Raw genomic sequence first — 20,054 nt, forward strand, 5'->3', positions numbered from 1 at the left:
CTCTAAAAGCCTAGTCAGTAAACCTTTTCGCATCTCTTTTTGTTTTTTTAACAAAACTTTTACGCAACTCTTCTGTTAAATCTACGTCTTTTTGATTTGCAAGACACAGTATTACCCAAAGGATATCTGCGAGTTCCTCGCCAAAATCTAAAATTTCATTCTCTTTCTTTTTTTGCATGCCCTCTGTTCTAGAAACTACTCGTGCTAGCTCACCAACCTCCTCCATCAAAATAGTAGTATTGGTCAAAATATCAAAATACCCACCACCATAATTAATAATCCATTCATTGACTTGTTTTTGTGCCTCAGTTATAGTCATTTCATTTATGATTTAAAAGGTGATCGGGGTGTCCACTTATCGGGAATCATTCTACCGAGAAAGATAGGAGTAAAGAGATTAAGAAAAAGGTGATTAATTCTTAGTGAACTTAATGTAGAGTAGGGCTCTGCTCCTAGAGTACTCTTTAACTCTTGAGCAGTACGACCAAAGCATACTTTGTTCAGATTACTTTGAAAGGCTTGCTGAATCATTAGTATCAAAATAAAATTATATGTTTTATATGTTTGATTATAAAAGTAGTCTAGTCCGGCATAGTGAACTTCAATTATTGTATCCAACTGAAAATATGTGACAAACCCTACTAATTTATTGTTCATTAATATGCCTTTCATCTTAAACCGATTCACATTTTTAAGAAATTCATAAAAATAGTCGACTGAAATAGTAGTCAGTTTAAATTTCGAGTTATTTAAAACACTTAGGAATAATGATTCTATTTGAGTTCTATATTGAGAAAAATTGTTCTTATCAATTTCTATTACGCTTGTTTCCTTATTCGATTCTATTACTTTGCGGACTCTTAATCGGTATTTTGAATGCATTTTGTTGAGGTAGTCGTCAAATGAATTCATTCCTGCAAGACTAAGCTCCATTCGGTCTTCCACATGAAAAGTGTGAAATTTTTTAGGACAAAATAAGGCGGTAGAAATTGATTTGATATTTTCGGAAATCATAGTACCTAATGGCTTTCTTTCTAAAGAAATTTTTACCTCCTCGATAGTATCCAATACCAAACTTTCAGCGTTTGAGGTATATTTACTATCAATCAAAACTCCATTCTCACAAGTAAAAATGACATTTCCTAATACCAATAAGTCTGTACGAACCTTAGCCAATGTATTTTCATATAGATTCTTGAATATAGAATTTGATGTTGGCAAATAATTGCGCAATGCCTCCCCGCTAAATGGAATAATTTGAAAATAAAACAAACCAACGAATTCGTTGTTATCGTCATAAACTAATACATACCGATAATTGATTTGCTGACATGCGAGCTCCAATGTTTTTAAATAATGATAGGAAAGAAAAAACCGCTTAGAAACCATGCTATCCCAATTAGCTTCGCCTACTTCTTCAATAGTTTTGTAAACTCTATAAATCATAAAATCCCATTAAATACAAAATATGTCTGGATTTAGTTCTATCTTCCATTGAGTATATTCCTGCTATTTGCAAGATTTATCAGAGCACTTGGACAATCTTCTACCCAATTTCCTACGACTAGACAGTCTGCACCAGAAGTCCATATCTCCTCTGCCTGTTTAATATTGCGCACTCCGCCTCCTGCGAATAAATAAGTGTCCAACAAGAGGTTTCTAGTTTGTTTTACGTATTCAGAATTTATAACATATTTAGATCCGCTGCCAGCCTCAAGATACAGACATATAGGATTAAGAATTTTCAAACCTAGAAGATATGACTTTAGAACGGTCTCATTGTCAATGATGGAAATTTTGTTCTCCAAAGCCTTTTCAACCGCAGTTTCTCCTGAACTACCTATAATAAGATAAGGCGTATAATAAGTAGATAGATTTAGCTCATCTATGATTTTAGCTGCTTTAAAAAGAGGTGAAAAAATATAGTTTGCATCACTACTTTGCACTACAGATAGTGCTAGCAGAGCATCATATTTTGGGTGAATTTGATCAACCGTTCCTGGGAATCCTACTAAGGGAATAGTTAGATTTGCTTTTAGCTTATCAACCATACTATCCAACAAATGATAATCAAAAGGCTGACTACCACCTAATAAAATTAAATCTGGATTGGCTTCTCTTATAATTTCCAGCCAAGAATCATCAATGACAGTTTTATCAGGATCTAGAAGCAAAGCTAAAGCTTTTGACCCTTTCAACTTGTCAATACTAAACATAAAGAAATCTAGGAATCTTAATTTTTATTAGACTGCATTTCATTCAATGGCAGTCGTCGTGCGGTCATATAACGCTTACTAAAATACTCGCTCTTATCGAGTTCTTCAATATGCACACCTTTTGATGAAGAAGAATGCATCATTTTAACAGCTTCATTAGTTACCTCTACAACTATGCCTATGTGACCAATAACGCCATTATTCATATTTCTGCCTGAAAAAAATATAAGATCACCTTTTTGAAGCTCACTTCTACTTACATATGAGCCTACATGGGCCATTTCCCTAGAAGTCCTTGGCAATCTAATTCCAAACCAATCGAATATATGACGAATAAATCCACTGCAATCAAAACCATTTTCAGTAGTACCACCCCATCTATAAGGGATACCTAGAAATGTTTTACCAACAGATATTACGTTATCTACAGTATTCGAATAAAAATCAGATGCCATAGCAGTGAATGAGCTCGATTTTGAAGTTTCTTTCTTTGGCTCTTCTTTCTTTGCAAAATACTTAGAAAATGTTGTAATCAGAGAATTGTCACAATCTTTATCAACTTGTTCATTAGGATTATAATAAAGACTAGACTGTGAATATAAGGACACAGAAAGGAAAGTAATTAAACCTAAGACAAGTGTTTTAGTCATATTTTGTTATTTTTGTGGGGTTTAAAAAAATAAAAATATCAAAACGAGCGCCAAAAATATAGATAAAAAACTCAAGCAGTCTATTTTTTTTCAAAATGTATATGAAATAGTAGCTAAAATACCGCATGGTATGGTCACTTCTTATGGAAGTATAGCCAATGCACTAGGCGCCACAAATAGCTCTAGACTAGTAGGTTATGCCATGAATGAAAGCCATAAGTCTCACCCCAATTTGCCTGCTCATAGAGTGGTTAATAGAAACGGGATTTTGACAGGAAAACACCATTTTGGATCAGAAACTAGGATGCAAGAGCTTTTAGAATCAGAAGGAATTCAAATCATAAATAATGCCATCCAAGATTTTAAGTCTAAATTTTGGGATCCTAATATAGAATTGATATAAAGCAAATAGAAATTTATCTTGCTCCAAATAATATTGCTCTATTTTCGTTTCCTATACATTTAATAAAAAGTCAATGCAAGCTACCCATCTAAAACCACTACACGACTATCAGTTGATCGATTTATTTCGAATCTGGAATCAATATAAGAAACAAATCCTCTATTTTACCATTCTGTGCGCTATAATATCGATTACTGCATCTTATTTATTGCCAGAGTATTTTAAATCTAGAACCATTTTATATCCTATCAGCATGACTATGGCAGATAGAAATATTATATTTGGTCAGCAACAAGGTCAAGCAGAGTTTTCCTATTTTGGAAATAAATATGATGCCAGTAGAATATTACAAGTAGCTAATTCTTCTGAAGTAATAGACTACATCATCAATAAATATGATTTAAAAACACACTATAACTATTCTAAAGATGAGAAATATCTCTATACAAAAGTCAAGGAAGACTTTCTTGATAATTACCATGCCTTGAAAAATGACAAAGATGCTATAGAAATAACCCTTATAGATACAGATAAAGAAAAGTGCGCCGAAATGGTCAATGATATTGCTCTTAAAATAGATGAAATAGCTACAAAGCCAGTAACAGAAGGCAAGGCGAAAATTATAAAAATGCTAGAATCAGAATTAAAAAATAAAAACACAGAACTAACCTCAGTCACTGACCCTGTTAATAAAGAAAACTTGAAATCTGAAATCAAACAATTAAGTGAAGCTTTGACACAATATAAAGTTTCGAATAATGACAAGTTTTCTTCAATTACAATATTGGAAAAAGCTGCCCCTGCAGAAAAAAAATCTAAACCAATTCGCTGGCTCATAGTTATTTTATCTGTCGTTGGTGGATTCTTTTTCTCTCTGCTAAGCGCTGTAGTCGTGAGTCAGATTACTTATATTCGAAAATCATTATAAGCTTTGGATAGACTAATTCATAGTCTCAAAACCATACCTGAAAAGACTATTTTAAATAGTCTGTTTGTTTTATTTACTTTTTTCTTAATCTCCTCAATTCGTTTAGAAAAATATTGGTTAATTGCTTTGCCATTTTTTATAGGGTTTCTAGTCATCCTCCTTTATCATTTTCGATTATTATATTGGGTTCTATTATTTAGTATAGCATGTTCGATTACCTTAGATTTCAATAAAAAGTTGTCAACTGACTTCCCTACAGAGTTCATTAGTATCGGTCTCACAGCTATATTCTGGATTATGTGGATTGTGTATAGACCTCAGTACTTAAGTTACCTATGGAATCATAAAATTTTCTGGGGAATAATAGCTACGTGGGTATGGTCCATAATAGCCACACTCCAGGCAGTTCAAGTTCTTATATCGATTAAATTCGTATTGGCCAAAGTCTGGTATATCACCTCATTTTTCATATTTACGTATTATATGATTCGATCCAAAGAAGATATTAAAAAAATCTTTTGGGTTGTTTATACGCCAGTTTTGATTACATCACTATATAGTTTTGCTCGCACGGTTTTGGGAGGTTTTAGTTTTGAATTTACAAACCAATATTCTCTCCCTTTTTATGATAACCATGTCATTTATGCAACAACCATGACCCTAATGCTTCCTATGGTCTATGCCGCAAGAAATTGGTATAAAAAGGGATCCCTCATTCGGATTTTATTAACTAGCTCCATACCCTTCCTAATCATTGCGATATACTTTTCCTATACTCGCGCCTGTTATCTGGCACTAATAGGAGGCTTAGCATTTGTTTTACTTTTGAAAATACGAAAATTAGTGATGGGATATATTATGGCTGTTCTATTAGTAGCGAGCGTTTTGTTTGTGTTTTCATATGATTATCTTTATTTGAGATTAGCTCCAGACTATAATACTACGGTAATGCACGATGAGTTTAAGGATCATTTGGTCTCTACATTTTACGGGAAAGATGCTTCGAGTATGGAGCGTCTCAATATGTGGATTAGTGTCTTTCGCATGTATCAAAAAAGGCCTATAGCAGGGTACGGACCCAATAATTTCCCTAGCACTTATAAACCCTATTCGGTCATGTATTTTAAAACGTGGGTGAGTGATAATGTCCTCAACCTCTCGTGTCATAATTATTTTTGGCTATTATTAGCCGAACAAGGGCTTGTGGGACTTAGCTTATTTTTACTATTCATTGGTTTTGTTTTATATCTCATACAGAAAGTCTATCATCAAACCGAATGCCAATTTAGAAGACAGCTTATAGCATCCATAGCAGCTGTTATGGGAATCTTTCTCATTATTCTTTTCTTTAATGATTTGATAGAAACAAACAAGAACGGTTCCCTTTACTTTATTTTTCTAGCGCTATTAGTCAAACTACAACAGTTTAGTGAAGAAAATGTCACCTAGCTCTCCTATTTTTTTTGAGTCTATTCTATTTTATAAAGGACTGTTCCCATTTCTCAATCTCCACCTAAAGCGGATAGAAGACCTTGCGAGCAATTATCGCTCTGAGTTTCGAATGAGTCTAGGAGAATTTGAAAGCCTGCTGAGAGCAAGCTTACATGAAGGATCTGAACAAAAACTTAGACTAAAACTAAATATTGATGGATCTAGGCTAAGGATAAGTTGTATAGAATCGGAAATAATATTCAACCACTCTTTTAATCAATATCCACCTATTAAATTGTCGATTTATCCTCATTACTTGAAACCGCTTGAAAAACAGTCTGCTTGGAAATATGAAAATCCAAAGATTTACAAAGACTCTATAGCGCACGCCTTTGAAAATAATGCCTCCCAGTCCATTTTAATAAATGAACATGGAGAAATAGTAGAGACCTCACTATCCAACTTTTTCTATATCATAGATGAAAAGATATATACGCCTCCACTACAATCCGGTGCAGTGAACGGGGTGTTTCGTCGTTATCTGATGTCAAAGGTAGACATACAGGAGAGATGTTTACATCTAAATGAATTAGAATTGATAAATGAGTGCTTCGTAACAAGTGCAGTGCGTGGAATTGTCGGTGTATATCAAATTGATACGAATGACTTTCTCACATGCCAAATAGACCGTTTAAAAAAGGACTTGGCTATAGAGACTACTATAATACATAGATTATCAGATAGATAGTATCTCAAGACAATTGCTCTGGCTTTATCATTCATATATAATTTTTTTCTCATATATTTGCGCTCCTGTAAAATTTCACTATAAGGATAAATTAATTAAACTAAAGTACTGATGCTCTGCATCATAAATTAAAAAAACAGATATGAAAGTTATTTCGACCATCCAAAAGCGTGCTTATATTATTTTTGGAATCATTGCCTTCTGTATTATTGCGTTTCTATATCAGGATATTAGTCCAGGGGTAAACAGCATAGCAGCAGGGAACAACTATATAGGCAAGGTCAATGGTGAAACCTTGTCCTATGATGATTACAAAAAAGAATATGACAAAAAAGAGGCAGAATTAAAGCTTCAAAAAAATGGGCAAAGCCTCACAGAAGATGAAGCTACGCAATTGAGAGATCAAATTTTCTCCAATTTCATTAAAAAGAATACCATTACCGAAATGCTTTCTAAACTTGGTCTCGTTATTTCAGAAAAAGAAATTTTAGAAATTACAAGAGGTCAGAATATAGACCCAGCTTTTCAGCAAATACCTGCTTTTAAAAATCAAATGGGACAATTCGATCCGATGTTGTTTGAAAATTTCCTCAAAACTATTAAGCAAGATGAACCTGGTACACCTGCTGGTACAAGAGAAAAACAATGGAATGCATTCGCTGAAGAGGTAATGGAAAACAGAAAGGTCAATAAGTTTAATCAGATTATTCAAAATGCGCTATATGTTCCGAAATGGCAAAGCGATTATGACATTAAACTATTTGGTACAAGCCGAGACATTAAATATGTAGCTGTTCCTTATACTTCAGTAGATGTAGATAAGATAAAGGTTGAGCATAACGAATTGGAAGATTATTTCGAAAAAAATAAATATAAATTCACTGCATTAACGCCAACCGTAAAAGTGGCATTAGCCTCATTTGAACTAAAGCCTTCTTCATTTGACTCCACAGAGATTTTCAATAAATTCAATGCCAGAATCGAAGAGATGAGAACAGCTACAAACGATACTGCATTTTTCAGAGCTTATGGCGATAATGGAGGATATAACCCTATGATGTACACGGCAGAGCAGATCGGCGATCATCCGAAAATTTCAGAAATGTTTTCCGCAGCTCCTAGATCCATTATCGGACCTTATATAGATAAAAATGATGTGAAGGCATTTCGCATTCTTGCAAAGAAAAATATTGCAGACTCTGTCTTAGTAAAAGCTATAACGATTTCATTCCAAGACGTTAAAACACAAGAAGCTCAGATGCAACGATACAAACTAATAGATAGCATCTTCAAAATGGTGGATACTCTCAATATGGATTTTGATCAAGTTGCTGCTAAATATTCAGCAGATAGAGGTCAAGGTGCTCCTATATGGTTAGCAAGAGCTGATAAAAGTATCACAGAACCAGAGGTATTCTGGCATGGAGCTACTACTAAGCATTTTAGAATGGCTTTCCAAAGAGAAGGAGCTATCAAAATAGTAAAGGTATTGAATTTTCCTGCTAAGATTCCAGCAGTGCAGTTAGGGGAAATATCAATGCCATATGTGCCTTCTAATGAGACACAGCAAGCTACGCTAAGCAAAGCTATGCAATTTATTCAGAAGTGTAAAAATGCTACACAAATGGAAAAGGCTTCAAAAACTAATCCAGATGTAAAGTTCAAAGCAACGTATGTCAATAAAGAGACAAAATCACTTGAAGGAATTGAAGGTAATGTAAAAGAAATAGTGCGATGGGCATTTAATGGTGAAAGCGGAGACGTATCTAGTATGATGCAAGTTGGAAACCATTATGTTTATTGTGGGCATTTAGGATCTAGATCTAGAGATGATATTCAAATGGAGGATATCATTGAAGATATTACTCCAATAGTAAAAAATGAGAAGGCTTTTAAAATGATCGCAGAGAAAATGAATGGAAAGTCTTTAGAGGAAATTGCCGCTAAAAATAAAGTGAAAGTTGATACTTCTATGAATTTCTCCTATGGAAAATCTACTTTAGGAAATGTACCAGAGCCTTCCGTTGTAACGGTAGCATCTGGACTCAATCTCAATCAAATTTCTAAACCTATCAAAGGTACTGGTGCGGTATATAGAATTATGAATACCAAAATCAATCCATCTAATATGGGTCCTGCCGAAGAATTACAAACAAAAACACAATTAGGACAAGGATTTAAAGAGGTGCGTGGATTATTCGAAGCCATATTAGGAAGATATAAATTAGACGATAATAGAATTAATATATTCTAATAGATATTCTATAATATTTCAAAAAAAAGACCACTGTATTCAGTGGTCTTTTTTTTGAAATATAAGATTGGAAACATATTTGCAATTTTTAAATGAATAATTATTGAGTGTAACTATCTTTGTGCTAAATATTTGCACATGAAATGTTATCTAATTTTACATATTCTACTTCTTCAAATTGCAGTATGTGCTCAATCAAATTCAGAATCGAAAGTCCTTGATAGAATTCCTACATCGACTTCTAAGACTGAAAACCAAACAGTAATAAAAGATATCAGCACACCCCCTATTGTACCAGCCTCTGTGGAAGGGCCGAAAGACCCTTTGAAACTAGTTACCGAAGTGATATCGACACCAGTTAGTATCGAGTCCAGTAGTAATCAAGAGCAAACGATTCAAAAAGAGAAGCCACTTACAGAAGAAATTATAGTAGAAAAACCAAATGGTAGTATCAACTGGTCTCAACAATACATAGAAGCCAGAGGTCAAACGGCAATCGATTATGAAAAGTTTAAGAATAAGGCACAAGCAAAACTCATGGCAACGCGCGGAGCTATGGTTGTGGCTCAAAGAAATCTTCTAGAAATAGTCAAAGGTGTAGAAATAGTAGGTGAAACTAAGGTAGAAGACATGATTACCACTTATGATTATATCTACACCAGAGTAGAAGGTAAAATAAAAGGTGCCAAACAAGTAGGAATAGCAATAGAAAAAGATGGTATAATAGAAGTGACCGTAAGAATGCCTCTCTATAGCAAGAATGGTATAGCCAGTATTTTCGGCGATAAAGAAATAGCACAGGCACAATTAAAAAATGGTTATACAACAAACTTAATGCCTCAAAATTCAGGTTCTGACATCTTATTAGACCCTAATAAGCCGTTGGTTTTTAATCTTAATGGCAAAATGATAGATTTATCCTTATTTCCAGTCATTGTAGACGATAATGGAAATGTGCAATTTGATTTCTCTAAACTAATCAATACCAAAACGGGGGAATTTCCAAAGTATCTGCAATTGGGTAAAGAAATCATGAAAGATCTGGGATATGAACAAGGCGTTAATGTCATTGATATTATTCAATCGGGCAAAGGCGAGTTTAAACTACCAAATAAAAAAGTTGGCGGTAAGTTTTGGCAGACTCTTGGCAATATAGCAAAGACGACAGGCAAAATATTATTTAATTTACCATTTAAATAAATCCTTGTGCGATATTTTATCATTTTCATTATACTATTTTCTTCTCCACTACTTTCTCAGTCAATAGAGACAGAGGCAAAAGGAATAGGTCTGACAAAAACAAAAGCTCTTCAAGATGCACTTCGAAATGCAGTATCCCAAGCAGCTGGAGTAGAAATCTTATCCGAAACAAAGGTTGAAAATTACCTTATTGTATCTGATGCTATCTCCTCTAATACAAAAGGTTATATACAAACTTATGAAATTCTCAAGGAGACTCCATTTCCCGATAGATATGAAGTGACTGTAAAAGCTAAGGTAACTACTGAAAGTATAAAGGCCGACTTTCAATTACTAGCTAGACAAATAGGCGGTTTGCGGTTTCTAGTATTATCTGACCCGAAAGTATCGAACCCAGCCGATATAGAACTTCTAGAAATAGCCGTTAATAAATTAAATGAGAGACTGGCTTCAAAAGGTTGCCGATACATCGAAAGGGATCGATTTAATAGCTTAAAAAAGGAAGCTATTGCACTCATGGAATCTACAAGTTCTGAAAAATTTAATTATGCTCAGCAGCTCGGTTTCATGGCGGATGCTCAGTTCATACTAACCATAGGAGATATAAAAAAAAGTAGTCAACCAGGGGCTTTTGATATATCTAAAGGTGACAAATACTCATTCAATGTTAAAGTAATGGATAATTGTACAGGTGAGGGACTAGGCACGCTCACATTTACAAATCCACTAGCTTCTAAATCTCCTAGTGACGCTATTGACAAAGCCATTCAAGCTCAATTTGAATCTTTGTTTAGCACAATAACTTCCTATATTGGTAGTTGGTTAAATAATGGAACACCATTTGAGTTGAGATTTTATCAAACAGGAACATATAGAGATTTTAGAGACTTACGCAATAAACTGAAGGCAGACCCCAGCTTTGGCGGTGAAATGGAAATTACAAGCGTTTTAAACTATACGAAGTTAAACTGTACTTTCAAAAAAAGAGCAGATGACCTAGCTGATAAGCTATTAGATATAGCAGATGAAATACCTAGCTTCAAAGAACAGAGACTGGATGTAAAGTATATTTTCGGAAGACAAATATCGCTAGCTCCTCAGAAATATGTTATTCCTTCATTCCCTGCTAAAACTATTGATTCTACACAAAATTCTATTCCTAGATAATTCTTATATTTTAAAATATTCAATCAAAAACAAATTATATGAAATTTTTAGTCTCAACCTTATTTTTCTTTGGTACATATTCTGCACTCATAGCTCAAAAAGCTGGCTTAACATTTTTCTCACAAGAAGGAGAATTATTCTATGTCATTCTCGATGGCATTAGACAAAATAATGCAGCAGCTGCCAATGTGAAAGTAACTGACCTTGATAGACCAAACTATAGAGTCAAAATAGTTTTTGATAACGCTGAGCTTAAGGATATTAATAAGAACTTATTCGTACAGGATATGGATGGGAAATATTTTCATACCGTATACATGATTTATAAAAATAAAAAAGGAGAAATGGATTTAAAGATGAGTAGTTATAACGAGGCGAAAGATGTAGCTCCTACAGCCAGAGAAAGTGTGGTAAAATATCACGACAAAGAAATGCCTATAGAAACAAAGACAAATACTGGTACTACCAGCGAAAATGTCAATTTAAATATGTCTGGCACTAATGTCAATGTGAAGCAATCGGACGAATCTGTTAGTATCAAAATGGACTTAGGAGGATTGAAAGATATGATGAATATGGAGACTGGTGGGCAAGCCAATACAGAAACGACGACTACGACTGTAACCACTACTACTACAACTAGAAGTACCAATACGAACACCAAACCAAAAATAGACAACCCTTATGAACAGCCAGCAACATCAGCTCCTGCACCAAAAGGCTGTATATTGCCTATGAGTTCATCAGATTTTGAAAAAGGTCTAGCCTCTGTAAAAAAACAATCATTTGCGGAATCTCAAATGAAAACAGCTAAACAAATGACCAAGGTTAATTGTTTATCCGTAAAACAAATACGTGCTATAATGGACATATTTAGCTTTGAAGATAACAAACTGGAATATGCGAAATTTGCCTATGAATTTTGCACTGATAAGAAAAACTATTTCCAGCTAACAGAAGCATTTAGCTTTTCGTCTTCTGCTGATAGCCTCAATGAGTTTCTAGATAGTCAGCATTAGATAGATTCTTATACCGCTCAATCAATCATTCTGAACTTCCACTAGTCTTTTCTTTGCTCTTAATGCAGGGAAAATAGAAGCCGAAGCTGAAACAAGGAATAGTATAATCAAGATAAAAATGACGTCCAACCAATAGATGGTCACTGGATAAGCTTGCACCACAAAAGTACCTGAGCCTGGTAGATTAATAATACCGAAATAATCCTGTATAGCACAAATCGTTAAGCCAATACACAGCCCGATAAAACCGCCAAGCATACCCTGCATAATACCATAAATCATATACAACTTGAATATCTGATTTGCTTTCAAACCTAAGTAATGTAACATTTTTATATCTTCTTCTTTTTCTATGATATGCATAGTAAGCGATCCAATAAAATTGAAGGATAAGATGACGAGAATAAAAACTAATATAAAAAAGGTAATCAATTTTTCGATTTGCGATATGCGATAAAAGGTTTCATTGAGTTCCAATTTTGTCTTTACCTTATAGTTATCTCCCATGATAGCAGCTACCTCTCTTTGAGTTGATTTAGTTTTGGCCTCTTTTAATTTCAGTTCGAGCGACGTGACTTCATGTTCATCTGCAGATTTTAAATAATGCATAAAGGAAAGAGGGACCAATACATATTTATCATCATATTCCTGATATACACTATATACTCCACCCGGAGTCACAAATGAACGTTCGAAATTATCTATCATGGTAGCGCCACCTACCTCCACTTTTGGACTATAAACTTCTATTTGTTCAAATTGATTATTGAGATTAATATTGAGCTTTTGAGCAAGACCCATTCCTAATAAGGCAAAACTATATTCTGCATTTTCCAGTAGAGTATCACCTGCTACCATATAATCCTTGACCTCATTGGTTTGAAAAAAATTTGCATCTACACCCTTCATAGTAGCTAATGCATCTTTCTTCATATACTTTAAGTAAACCTTGTCCTCATATACTTTAGAAATAGCAGCAATGTTTTGAAGACGTTCTAATTTTGCTATCAATTCATCTGATACCGAAAAATCTTTGTTTTTTTTCGACGTAATCGTAAGATCTGGTTGAAAGCTCTCTTGTAAACTTGTCGATAAATTTTCAAAACCATTAAAGGTAGAAAGAATAATAATCAATGCTCCTGAGCCACATGCCATGGCAAACATAGTCATAAGACTCAATACATTAATAGCTTGTTTTTTGTTTTTGAAAAACAAGTACCGCGTTGCTATGTACAATAGAATTCTCAAAGCCGACTTTTTATCCTTGCTTCTTTTCCAAATATTGGTTGTAAAACTTATCCCAAAACAAAACTATAGCCATTTCTATAATTAAAAACAAGATGGCTAATATGACCCATAGTTTCCAAAGATTAACACCTGTGAATGCTTTCAAGCTATTCAAATAACTAGCACCTCCACTATCTACGATCACATTCTTATAACCTAATGCAGCCTGGATATCATCTGCGAATAAAAACTCCATACTACTCTCTGCTCTCCTATGATTGAGTGCTAATTGATATATTTTTTTACCTTCTGAATTTTCTAAACTATAAAAACCGCTTTCTGTAATGGATTCGTGTAACTGACATTGAAGAGTATTCCCAAATTTTCGTTGTGGAGGTATCATACTCAGGTTTTTTCCAGTTATTTTAAAAACCTTATCTTCAGATTTGGATTCCAAAGGTATTGTTATGCTATTATCCGAGCCTATAAAATAGGAATTTAATTGATAACTGCTCGAGGCTGCTCCCAGCTTATACATCAGCGGAGCAAAAACCGAACTAAATACAAAATTGGACTTCGAAGATGAGATATTAGCTGTGAACAAATAGATATTACCTTCTCCTAAACGACTATACTTAATTAAAAAAGGTACACCATTGTCAAAGGAAATCAAAACTTCCTTAGCGCGCTGTGAGAAACCAGATAGATTATAGAATGAAGAAAAACTAGGCAAATCACTTAACTGATCTACTTGGGTAAAAATATTTTGCAGTGCAGGGTCTAGCAGATTAAACTGCTTTATACGGACAGCTTGCTCACTTAAGTCTCCAATAGCAGGTAGTCCGATTTCATTCATGATACTACTATAAGCAGAGCTATTCATAGTTTGAGGCAGAAAAATAACTACTTGCTTATTCGTTTGAAGCCACTCTTTTATTTTATCCCCATTGGCTAATGGGCTCAATTGATTAAGGATAATTAAGTTCGTATTGAATACTTCATCAGAAGGTACATCCATGTTGTTAAAACTATGTACATCAAAATTGTCATCTGCTTTGAGTGCATTTGTAATATATCGCTGATCTGTGCTACCACCTATGAGTGTAATAAAGGGCTTAGGAGAGAGGTAGAATGTAAAAAAATAATCATTGTCGAATGAAATCGATGGATCCGAGATACTGAGTTTTAAAAATTGCCAATCACGAGCTACCAATTTTATAATGAGCGTATCCGTAATCGCATTTTGATTTCCCCAGAGAACTTCATTTCTCGCTTTCACAGCGTCATTGATTGTGAGCGTTACGAGGGATTTATCAGTACCATCATCCGCAGACTTTCTTATGCGGTAGACGATTTTGATATCTTCATTAGCCTTGAGCACACTTGATTGGATATATGCTGTATCCAGATATATATTCTTCTTTTCATTATGCACAATAGGAATGCAGGTTAGGGGATATTCTGTGATTTGATTGAGTTTTTGAAATTGATTATTCTGGAAATCGCTCAACCAGTAAAAAGCTTTACGATCTGAACTATTAGAACTTGTAGTTAGGATTTGCTTCTCCCATATTTCATTCGCTGTTTTTCTACTCGAACTAATATCAATATTTCGAATAGTCTCCCTAGCCTCCGTGTAGTCAAGGAGCTGTAATTGATTACCAGAAAAATCATTGGTAATAATTTGATACAATCCTTGATTTTCGGTCGATTTAACTATATCCAGTGCCTTCTGCTTAGCATCATCTATAGCCTTGAGCTGTCCTGCCGGAGACTCCATACTATAGGAATTGTCAATATAAATACTCACAATCGGTTGTCCACTGCCCTTCCCTGTCTTTTGGGTATTAAATAATGGCTGTACAAAAGCAAGTATAATGAACAGCATAGCCAAAAGACGGGATGCCAGTAGCAGTAGTCTTTTGAGCTTGGATGTTTTTTGGGTTTCGCTGATGATCGTTTTGAGCAGACTGATATTGGAGAAATACTCTTTTTTATATTTTCTCAAATTGAATAAATGGACTATTATAGGTATAGCCAATGCAATGAGAGCCCATAAAAATGAAGGATTAACCAAGGTTAGTTTTAAGTTTTGAGTTGAAAGTTTTTAGTTATGATTAAATACTCAGCTCCAAAAATTTAAATAACTACACAGAAGTAGGAGGACCGCCACCCTGGAAGGTATTGGGGTATACTGGTGGGGTATCACTATCCTTTATTCTGCCGAAACTATCTTCATAGCGTTTCACATTATCCTGCAAAGCACGTAAAAAACGCTTCGCATTTTCGGGAGCCATGATGACACGCGAGCGCACAAAGGCCTTGGGCGTATTCGGGGTGAGTTGTATAAAGTCGGTGACAAACTCGGTAGGAGAATGGGAGATAATGGCCAAATTGGAGTATACTCCATATGCCATATCCTGGGATATATCTATTTCTATTTGCTGCTGATTGGGATCATCCATGGTAAAATATTTCTTCAATAATAATTAAATTCTGCTTAATACTTCGGCTTTTTTCGCTTCGTATTCTTCACGCGAGATCAATTGATTTTCAAATAAGGTTTTTAATTTCTGCAAAGCAGAAGTGATATCATCTTCTTTCTTTTCTTCTACCACAGGTGCTACGGGCTCTATCATAGGCTCAGATATAGGGGCTGGCGGTACAACTGGTTCTGGTGTGGTGGACATAGGATTAGCATTCACTTGAATACTGCCCGAAGCAGCTCGCTTTTCTTCCAGCTCCATCTGACGTCGTATCTCTCTCTGCGTCTCTTCTTGTTCCTGTGCTAGGGCATAGAGTCTTCGTGCTTGTGCTTTTGGGAGATAATCGAGACTATCACTACCTTTGATCGTATTGATAGAAAAAATTGCGCCGAGAAGTTCTTCCTTGAGCTTACAGTCGATGACATCTTTCCATACATAATCCGAGAAGTCCATGGAAAACCCAAGATTTTTCGGTCGACAGAAGATGATACGCTTATTGGTCAGGGCTACACAGTCCGGTGAAATATTGACCGCAGGCTTTTTCTGTACGGCGATATACTCCAGAGTCTCGCCACTCATAATAATACCACGGAGCTTCTCCGTCACCTTCTCCACCGCTGCGGGGTCCTGTTCTTCGTTTAGAAACTTCTTGAAATTGTCTAGCATTTTGATAACTCTTTAGTAGCACAAAGGTAAGGGAAAATCGCTTTTTGACTGCTCGAAAGTCAAGATAATCACTTAGAATATACAAAACTAGATTGCGTTTTTACAAGTCAGGTGGGAACACCTGACGAGGCGCGAAAATACGACACCTTTTGGCGACAGTCATTCAAGAGATTTGTAGTCAAATAATTAACAAAGTCTTAATAACTTCCACCGGAATTTTGAATAAAATTTTGGTAAATTGCGACCGAAATGAGTGTAAAATATTCTACCATAAAAACAAAGTTAAAAATCGAACCTATTAAGTCGATTAATGACAATCTAGCCCATTTAACACACTATTTTCAAAACCACCATAACGGAGTTTCGAAACACTTTAAACCAACAGCCACAAGCTATCTGATAGATTTACACAAAGAGTTATCAATAGTTACAGAACCCGATTTTCAATACTATCTTCCCATAAAATGGGATATCCCATTTCCCCCAACTTTAAATCCAACATTCAAGTTTATAGATTTATTTGCAGGAATCGGTGGCATTAGATTGGCGTATCAAAACCTTGGCGGAAATTGTGTTTTCACAAGCGAATGGGATAAATTCTCTAAACAAACTTATGAAACAAATTTTGGCGAAGTTCCATTTGGGGATATAACTAAAATTCACGAAAAGAACATTCCTGACCACGATATTTTACTTGCGGGGTTTCCTTGTCAACCTTTTTCCATTGCTGGAGTATCAAAGAAAAAAGCCCTAGGCAAAGCCCACGGCTTTTTAGATGAAACTCAAGGAACTTTATTTTTTGATGTAGCAAGAATTATTAAACATAAAAAGCCAAAGGCTTTTATGCTTGAAAATGTAAAAAATCTTGTCTCACACGACAAAGGAAAAACATTCAAAATTATTTTAGAAACACTCAAAGAACTTAATTATAACATTCATTTTCAAGTATTGGATGGCAAATATTTTGTCCCACAACATAGAGAAAGAATAATTATTGTAGGATTCAGAAATGAAATTTTCAAGAAGAAAGAAAAATTTGAATTTCCAAAACTTAAAGACTCAAATTTTGCGATTAAAGACATTTTAGAAAATAGAATTGATCCAAAGTATACATTGTCAGACCATTTATGGAATTATTTGCAAGAGTATGCAAAAAAGCATAAGGAAAAAGGAAATGGGTTTGGTTATGGGCTAACTAATTTAGATGGTATCTCAAGAACAATGAGTGCAAGATATTATAAGGATGGAGCCGAAATCTTAATACCACAAAAAGGCAAAAATCCAAGAAGACTTACACCAAGAGAATGTGCAAGATTGCAGGGATTCCCTGATAGTTTTCAAATATCTGTATCAGACAACCAAGCATATAAACAATTTGGAAATTCAGTTGTAGTGCCTTTAATACAAGCAGTAGGTAAGAATTTAGTAAAGGAATTAATGAGATTAAATGAATCTAAATAGTCTCAAAAATCTATTCTCTGACAATGGTTGTAATAAAATCTATGTCAAAAACTTATCCCCAAACGATAATTCTAAAAATCAGGTCTATTTTGGTGGAAGTTTCGAGATTTTAAATATTCTACCTATTACAGAAATTATCACAGAAGAAGCTGGAGATTGGGAGAAAGAAAGATTCAAAGCAAAAATTAATTTTTCTTGGTTTTCTGATGATGGGAATATTTTTCCAGCACCAAATTCACAACTCATTTTATACCCAAAGTATCCTGAAGTGAGATTTTCAGGTTTTTTATCCAAGTGTGAAAATCCACCTTCAGAGCTTATGACACAAAGACTAGCTGATAGGCTATTGTTCATTAGCGTTACGGAATCTGGAAAGGTTTTAGGATATGTTTCTGACCCTAATTCTGAAGTTTCAGTTGAATACACTAAACTTGAAAGCTTAAATTCACACGGAGTTTTCAAAGTAATAGAACTGCCTGAAATTGAAAACAATCGTCAAAAACTCATACAAGAGCTATTAAGAATTCACAGAAAGGGCTGGATTGAATCAAAGAGCTTGACTAAAGAAGGACTAGTTCCCTGTATTAGTTCACAATGCGGTGGATACTCATTAGAGGCAGAATTAGGAATCATTCGTAACGGCATTTCAGAACCTGATTATTTAGGCTGGGAGGTTAAACAATTTGGTGTAAACAAATTCGAAAATATTAATTCAAAAGCTATTACATTATTTACTCCTGAACCAACAGATGGTTTTTATAAAAAAGAAGGGATAGAATCATTCTTAAGAACATACGGATATAACGATAAAAAAGGACGTGAGGATAGAATTAACTTTGGAGGCATACATAAAGTTGGAATAAGACACAAGACAACAACCCTAGAATTACAATTAATAGGTTTTGATAACGAAACCAATAGAATTAGAAACTCAAATGGTCGAATTGCATTGGTCGATGATTCTGGAGTTGAAACGGCTTCTTGGAGTTTTTCTTCTTTGCTGTTGCATTGGAATAAAAAACACAATCAAGCTTGCTATGTGCCTTCAATGTCTATAAAAAAGCCCCAATTACAATATAAGTATGGCAATAATATTCTATTAGGAACTGGGACAGATTTTCAGCTTTTTCTAAATCAGATATCAATCGGTAATATTTATTACGACCCCGCAATCAAAATGGAGAATGCTTCAACAAAACCAAAAATAAAACCCAGAAGTCAGTTTAGGATGAAGTCTCAGCATTTAGCAAACTTATATAAACAAAACGAAATAATAGATACTACTAATCAATAGGGTGTCTTATTTCTGTCTGTTTGGCATGATGTGAATTGCAGTTATATTTTGAGAGTTAGTGTTTTTAAGTTATCTTGTCTTTATGAAAAACGAAGTCCTTTTAAATCCTAAACTGCGCCAAGCCGACGATCGTTGTAATTTAGCTTTCTGAGAAAATGAAGACATTCTTTATAACAATAATACTTTATGTCATTGCATTTATTCTATCAATAAATAATGGGTGGTTAAGTCCGAGAATGATTATTATAATTCTTTCATTGTCTATTGTAACAACACTATTTTGTTCCTTTATTTACGAAGGAAATTATAAATCAAGAATTACTAAATCAGTAAAATTTTGCTTTCCAACAATACCAGCGCTATATATTATTGGATATTTAGGCGAAAACATTAGAACATATTTTTTATGAAGAATAAGTATATTAAAATTATTTCAATTCTTTTATCAATTCCATTTTTTATTCTTTCCTTTATTTTAGGCATTGCAAGTAATAATGAATCTTATCACCTTTTAGATCCGCATATAGATACTGAATTTGCCAAAGACTATACTCCAATAAAGTTTGACTTGATAAAAATAGGTATGTCAAAAACAGAAGTAGAAAATATAATTGGACAACCAAATTCTATATATTTCGAACCCACTATATCCGCAACAAAAACATTTGAATACACCCAGGATGGAAAATTAAATAAGAATGCTGAACAAAAACAAGCAAAAGGTGGTGATTATGCATGGTATAGATCAACACTTGAATATAACAGAGAAAATAAAGTGTCTAAAATTGATAAAGGTTGGAGCTACGATTAACCAGCCAGCTTATAACTAAAAGTCAGCTAAAAGATCGGGTGGCAACTTTTATATAATTTGTAAGATGTTAGAGGACAAAACCAGTCTAGCTAA

Annotated in this window: 19 protein-coding genes; 11 read left to right on the forward strand and 8 right to left on the reverse strand. The window is 34.3% G+C overall.

Translation table 11 applies throughout. The annotated features are described in order from the left end of the window. Positions 1 to 10 precede the first annotated feature (10 nt). The 4 genes from JNL75_11980 to JNL75_11995 are packed head-to-tail and all read right to left on the reverse strand — an operon-like array spanning position 11 to position 2,866. Positions 11 to 319, reverse strand: a complete 309-nt coding sequence (locus JNL75_11980) for a nucleotide pyrophosphohydrolase (protein ID MBL7790538.1) — start codon at positions 317 to 319, stop codon at positions 11 to 13. A 5-nt stretch (positions 320 to 324) separates the two neighbouring features. Beyond that, positions 325 to 1,446, reverse strand: a complete 1,122-nt coding sequence (locus tag JNL75_11985) for a hypothetical protein (GenBank protein MBL7790539.1) — start codon at positions 1,444 to 1,446, stop codon at positions 325 to 327. 38 nt (positions 1,447 to 1,484) lie between these two features. Further along, positions 1,485 to 2,216 (reverse strand): geranylgeranylglyceryl phosphate synthase family protein, encoded by a 732-nt coding sequence (locus JNL75_11990; GenBank protein ID MBL7790540.1) that lies wholly within the window; start codon positions 2,214 to 2,216, stop codon positions 1,485 to 1,487. A gap of 17 nt (positions 2,217 to 2,233) precedes the next feature. Next, positions 2,234 to 2,866 (reverse strand): C40 family peptidase, encoded by a 633-nt coding sequence (locus tag JNL75_11995; GenBank protein ID MBL7790541.1) that lies wholly within the window; start codon positions 2,864 to 2,866, stop codon positions 2,234 to 2,236. Between the two features lie 130 nt (positions 2,867 to 2,996). On the opposite strand from JNL75_11995, the gene JNL75_12000 reads away from it, so the two are divergent. The 8 genes from JNL75_12000 to JNL75_12035 all read left to right on the forward strand — a co-directional run bounded on the left by JNL75_12000 (position 2,997) and on the right by JNL75_12035 (position 12,016). Further along, positions 2,997 to 3,269 carry an MGMT family protein gene (locus JNL75_12000; protein MBL7790542.1) on the forward strand — a complete coding sequence of 91 codons (273 nt, stop codon included), beginning with the start codon at positions 2,997 to 2,999 and terminating at the stop codon, positions 3,267 to 3,269. Positions 3,270 to 3,342: 73 nt separating this feature from the next. Continuing rightward, on the forward strand, positions 3,343 to 4,197 hold the full coding sequence (locus JNL75_12005; GenBank protein MBL7790543.1) for a hypothetical protein: 855 nt from the start codon (positions 3,343 to 3,345) through the stop codon (positions 4,195 to 4,197). 3 nt (positions 4,198 to 4,200) lie between these two features. Next, the gene (locus JNL75_12010; protein ID MBL7790544.1) at positions 4,201 to 5,646 is read left to right on the forward strand and encodes an O-antigen ligase family protein; all 1,446 of its coding nucleotides are present in this window, start codon (positions 4,201 to 4,203) and stop codon (positions 5,644 to 5,646) included. Next, on the forward strand, positions 5,627 to 6,376 hold the full coding sequence (locus JNL75_12015; protein ID MBL7790545.1) for an aminotransferase class IV: 750 nt from the start codon (positions 5,627 to 5,629) through the stop codon (positions 6,374 to 6,376). The genes JNL75_12010 and JNL75_12015 overlap by 20 nt, the downstream gene beginning before the upstream one ends. A 142-nt stretch (positions 6,377 to 6,518) precedes the next feature. Beyond that, positions 6,519 to 8,630 carry a SurA N-terminal domain-containing protein gene (locus JNL75_12020; GenBank protein ID MBL7790546.1) on the forward strand — a complete coding sequence of 704 codons (2,112 nt, stop codon included), beginning with the start codon at positions 6,519 to 6,521 and terminating at the stop codon, positions 8,628 to 8,630. 138 nt (positions 8,631 to 8,768) lie between these two features. Beyond that, a complete protein-coding gene (locus JNL75_12025) occupies positions 8,769 to 9,830 on the forward strand; it encodes a hypothetical protein (protein ID MBL7790547.1) in 1,062 nt (353 codons plus the stop codon). Between the two features lie 6 nt (positions 9,831 to 9,836). Then, complete coding sequence (locus tag JNL75_12030) at positions 9,837 to 10,997, forward strand: hypothetical protein (protein MBL7790548.1); 1,161 nt, start codon at positions 9,837 to 9,839, stop codon at positions 10,995 to 10,997. A gap of 38 nt (positions 10,998 to 11,035) precedes the next feature. Then, entirely contained in the window at positions 11,036 to 12,016 is a 981-nt protein-coding gene (locus JNL75_12035; protein ID MBL7790549.1) for a DUF4476 domain-containing protein, read from the forward strand. Positions 12,017 to 12,037: 21 nt separating this feature from the next. On the opposite strand, the gene JNL75_12040 is transcribed toward JNL75_12035, so the two are convergent. From JNL75_12040 to JNL75_12055, 4 genes are all read right to left on the reverse strand, one after another. Further along, positions 12,038 to 13,264 (reverse strand): ABC transporter permease, encoded by a 1,227-nt coding sequence (locus JNL75_12040; GenBank protein MBL7790550.1) that lies wholly within the window; start codon positions 13,262 to 13,264, stop codon positions 12,038 to 12,040. A gap of 10 nt (positions 13,265 to 13,274) precedes the next feature. Continuing rightward, positions 13,275 to 15,320 carry a BatA domain-containing protein gene (locus JNL75_12045; protein ID MBL7790551.1) on the reverse strand — a complete coding sequence of 682 codons (2,046 nt, stop codon included), beginning with the start codon at positions 15,318 to 15,320 and terminating at the stop codon, positions 13,275 to 13,277. Positions 15,321 to 15,390: 70 nt separating this feature from the next. Then, the gene (locus tag JNL75_12050) at positions 15,391 to 15,708 is read right to left on the reverse strand and encodes a DUF3467 domain-containing protein (protein MBL7790552.1); all 318 of its coding nucleotides are present in this window, start codon (positions 15,706 to 15,708) and stop codon (positions 15,391 to 15,393) included. A 24-nt stretch (positions 15,709 to 15,732) separates the two neighbouring features. Beyond that, positions 15,733 to 16,395: a PH domain-containing protein gene (locus tag JNL75_12055; protein MBL7790553.1), complete on the reverse strand. Its 663-nt coding sequence runs from the start codon at positions 16,393 to 16,395 to the stop codon at positions 15,733 to 15,735. A 249-nt stretch (positions 16,396 to 16,644) separates the two neighbouring features. Between JNL75_12055 and dcm the strand changes: the two genes are divergently transcribed. From dcm to JNL75_12070, 3 genes are all read left to right on the forward strand, one after another. Further along, positions 16,645 to 17,856 (forward strand): DNA (cytosine-5-)-methyltransferase, encoded by a 1,212-nt coding sequence (gene dcm / locus JNL75_12060; protein MBL7790554.1) that lies wholly within the window; start codon positions 16,645 to 16,647, stop codon positions 17,854 to 17,856. Then, the gene (locus tag JNL75_12065; GenBank protein ID MBL7790555.1) at positions 17,843 to 19,150 is read left to right on the forward strand and encodes a hypothetical protein; all 1,308 of its coding nucleotides are present in this window, start codon (positions 17,843 to 17,845) and stop codon (positions 19,148 to 19,150) included. The genes dcm and JNL75_12065 overlap by 14 nt, the downstream gene beginning before the upstream one ends. A gap of 406 nt (positions 19,151 to 19,556) precedes the next feature. Beyond that, on the forward strand, positions 19,557 to 19,961 hold the full coding sequence (locus tag JNL75_12070; protein MBL7790556.1) for a hypothetical protein: 405 nt from the start codon (positions 19,557 to 19,559) through the stop codon (positions 19,959 to 19,961). Positions 19,962 to 20,054 lie beyond the last annotated feature (93 nt).

It is taken from the genome of Chitinophagales bacterium (assembly GCA_016787225.1).
Taxonomy (GTDB): Bacteria; Bacteroidota; Bacteroidia; order Chitinophagales; family JADJOU01; genus CHPMRC01.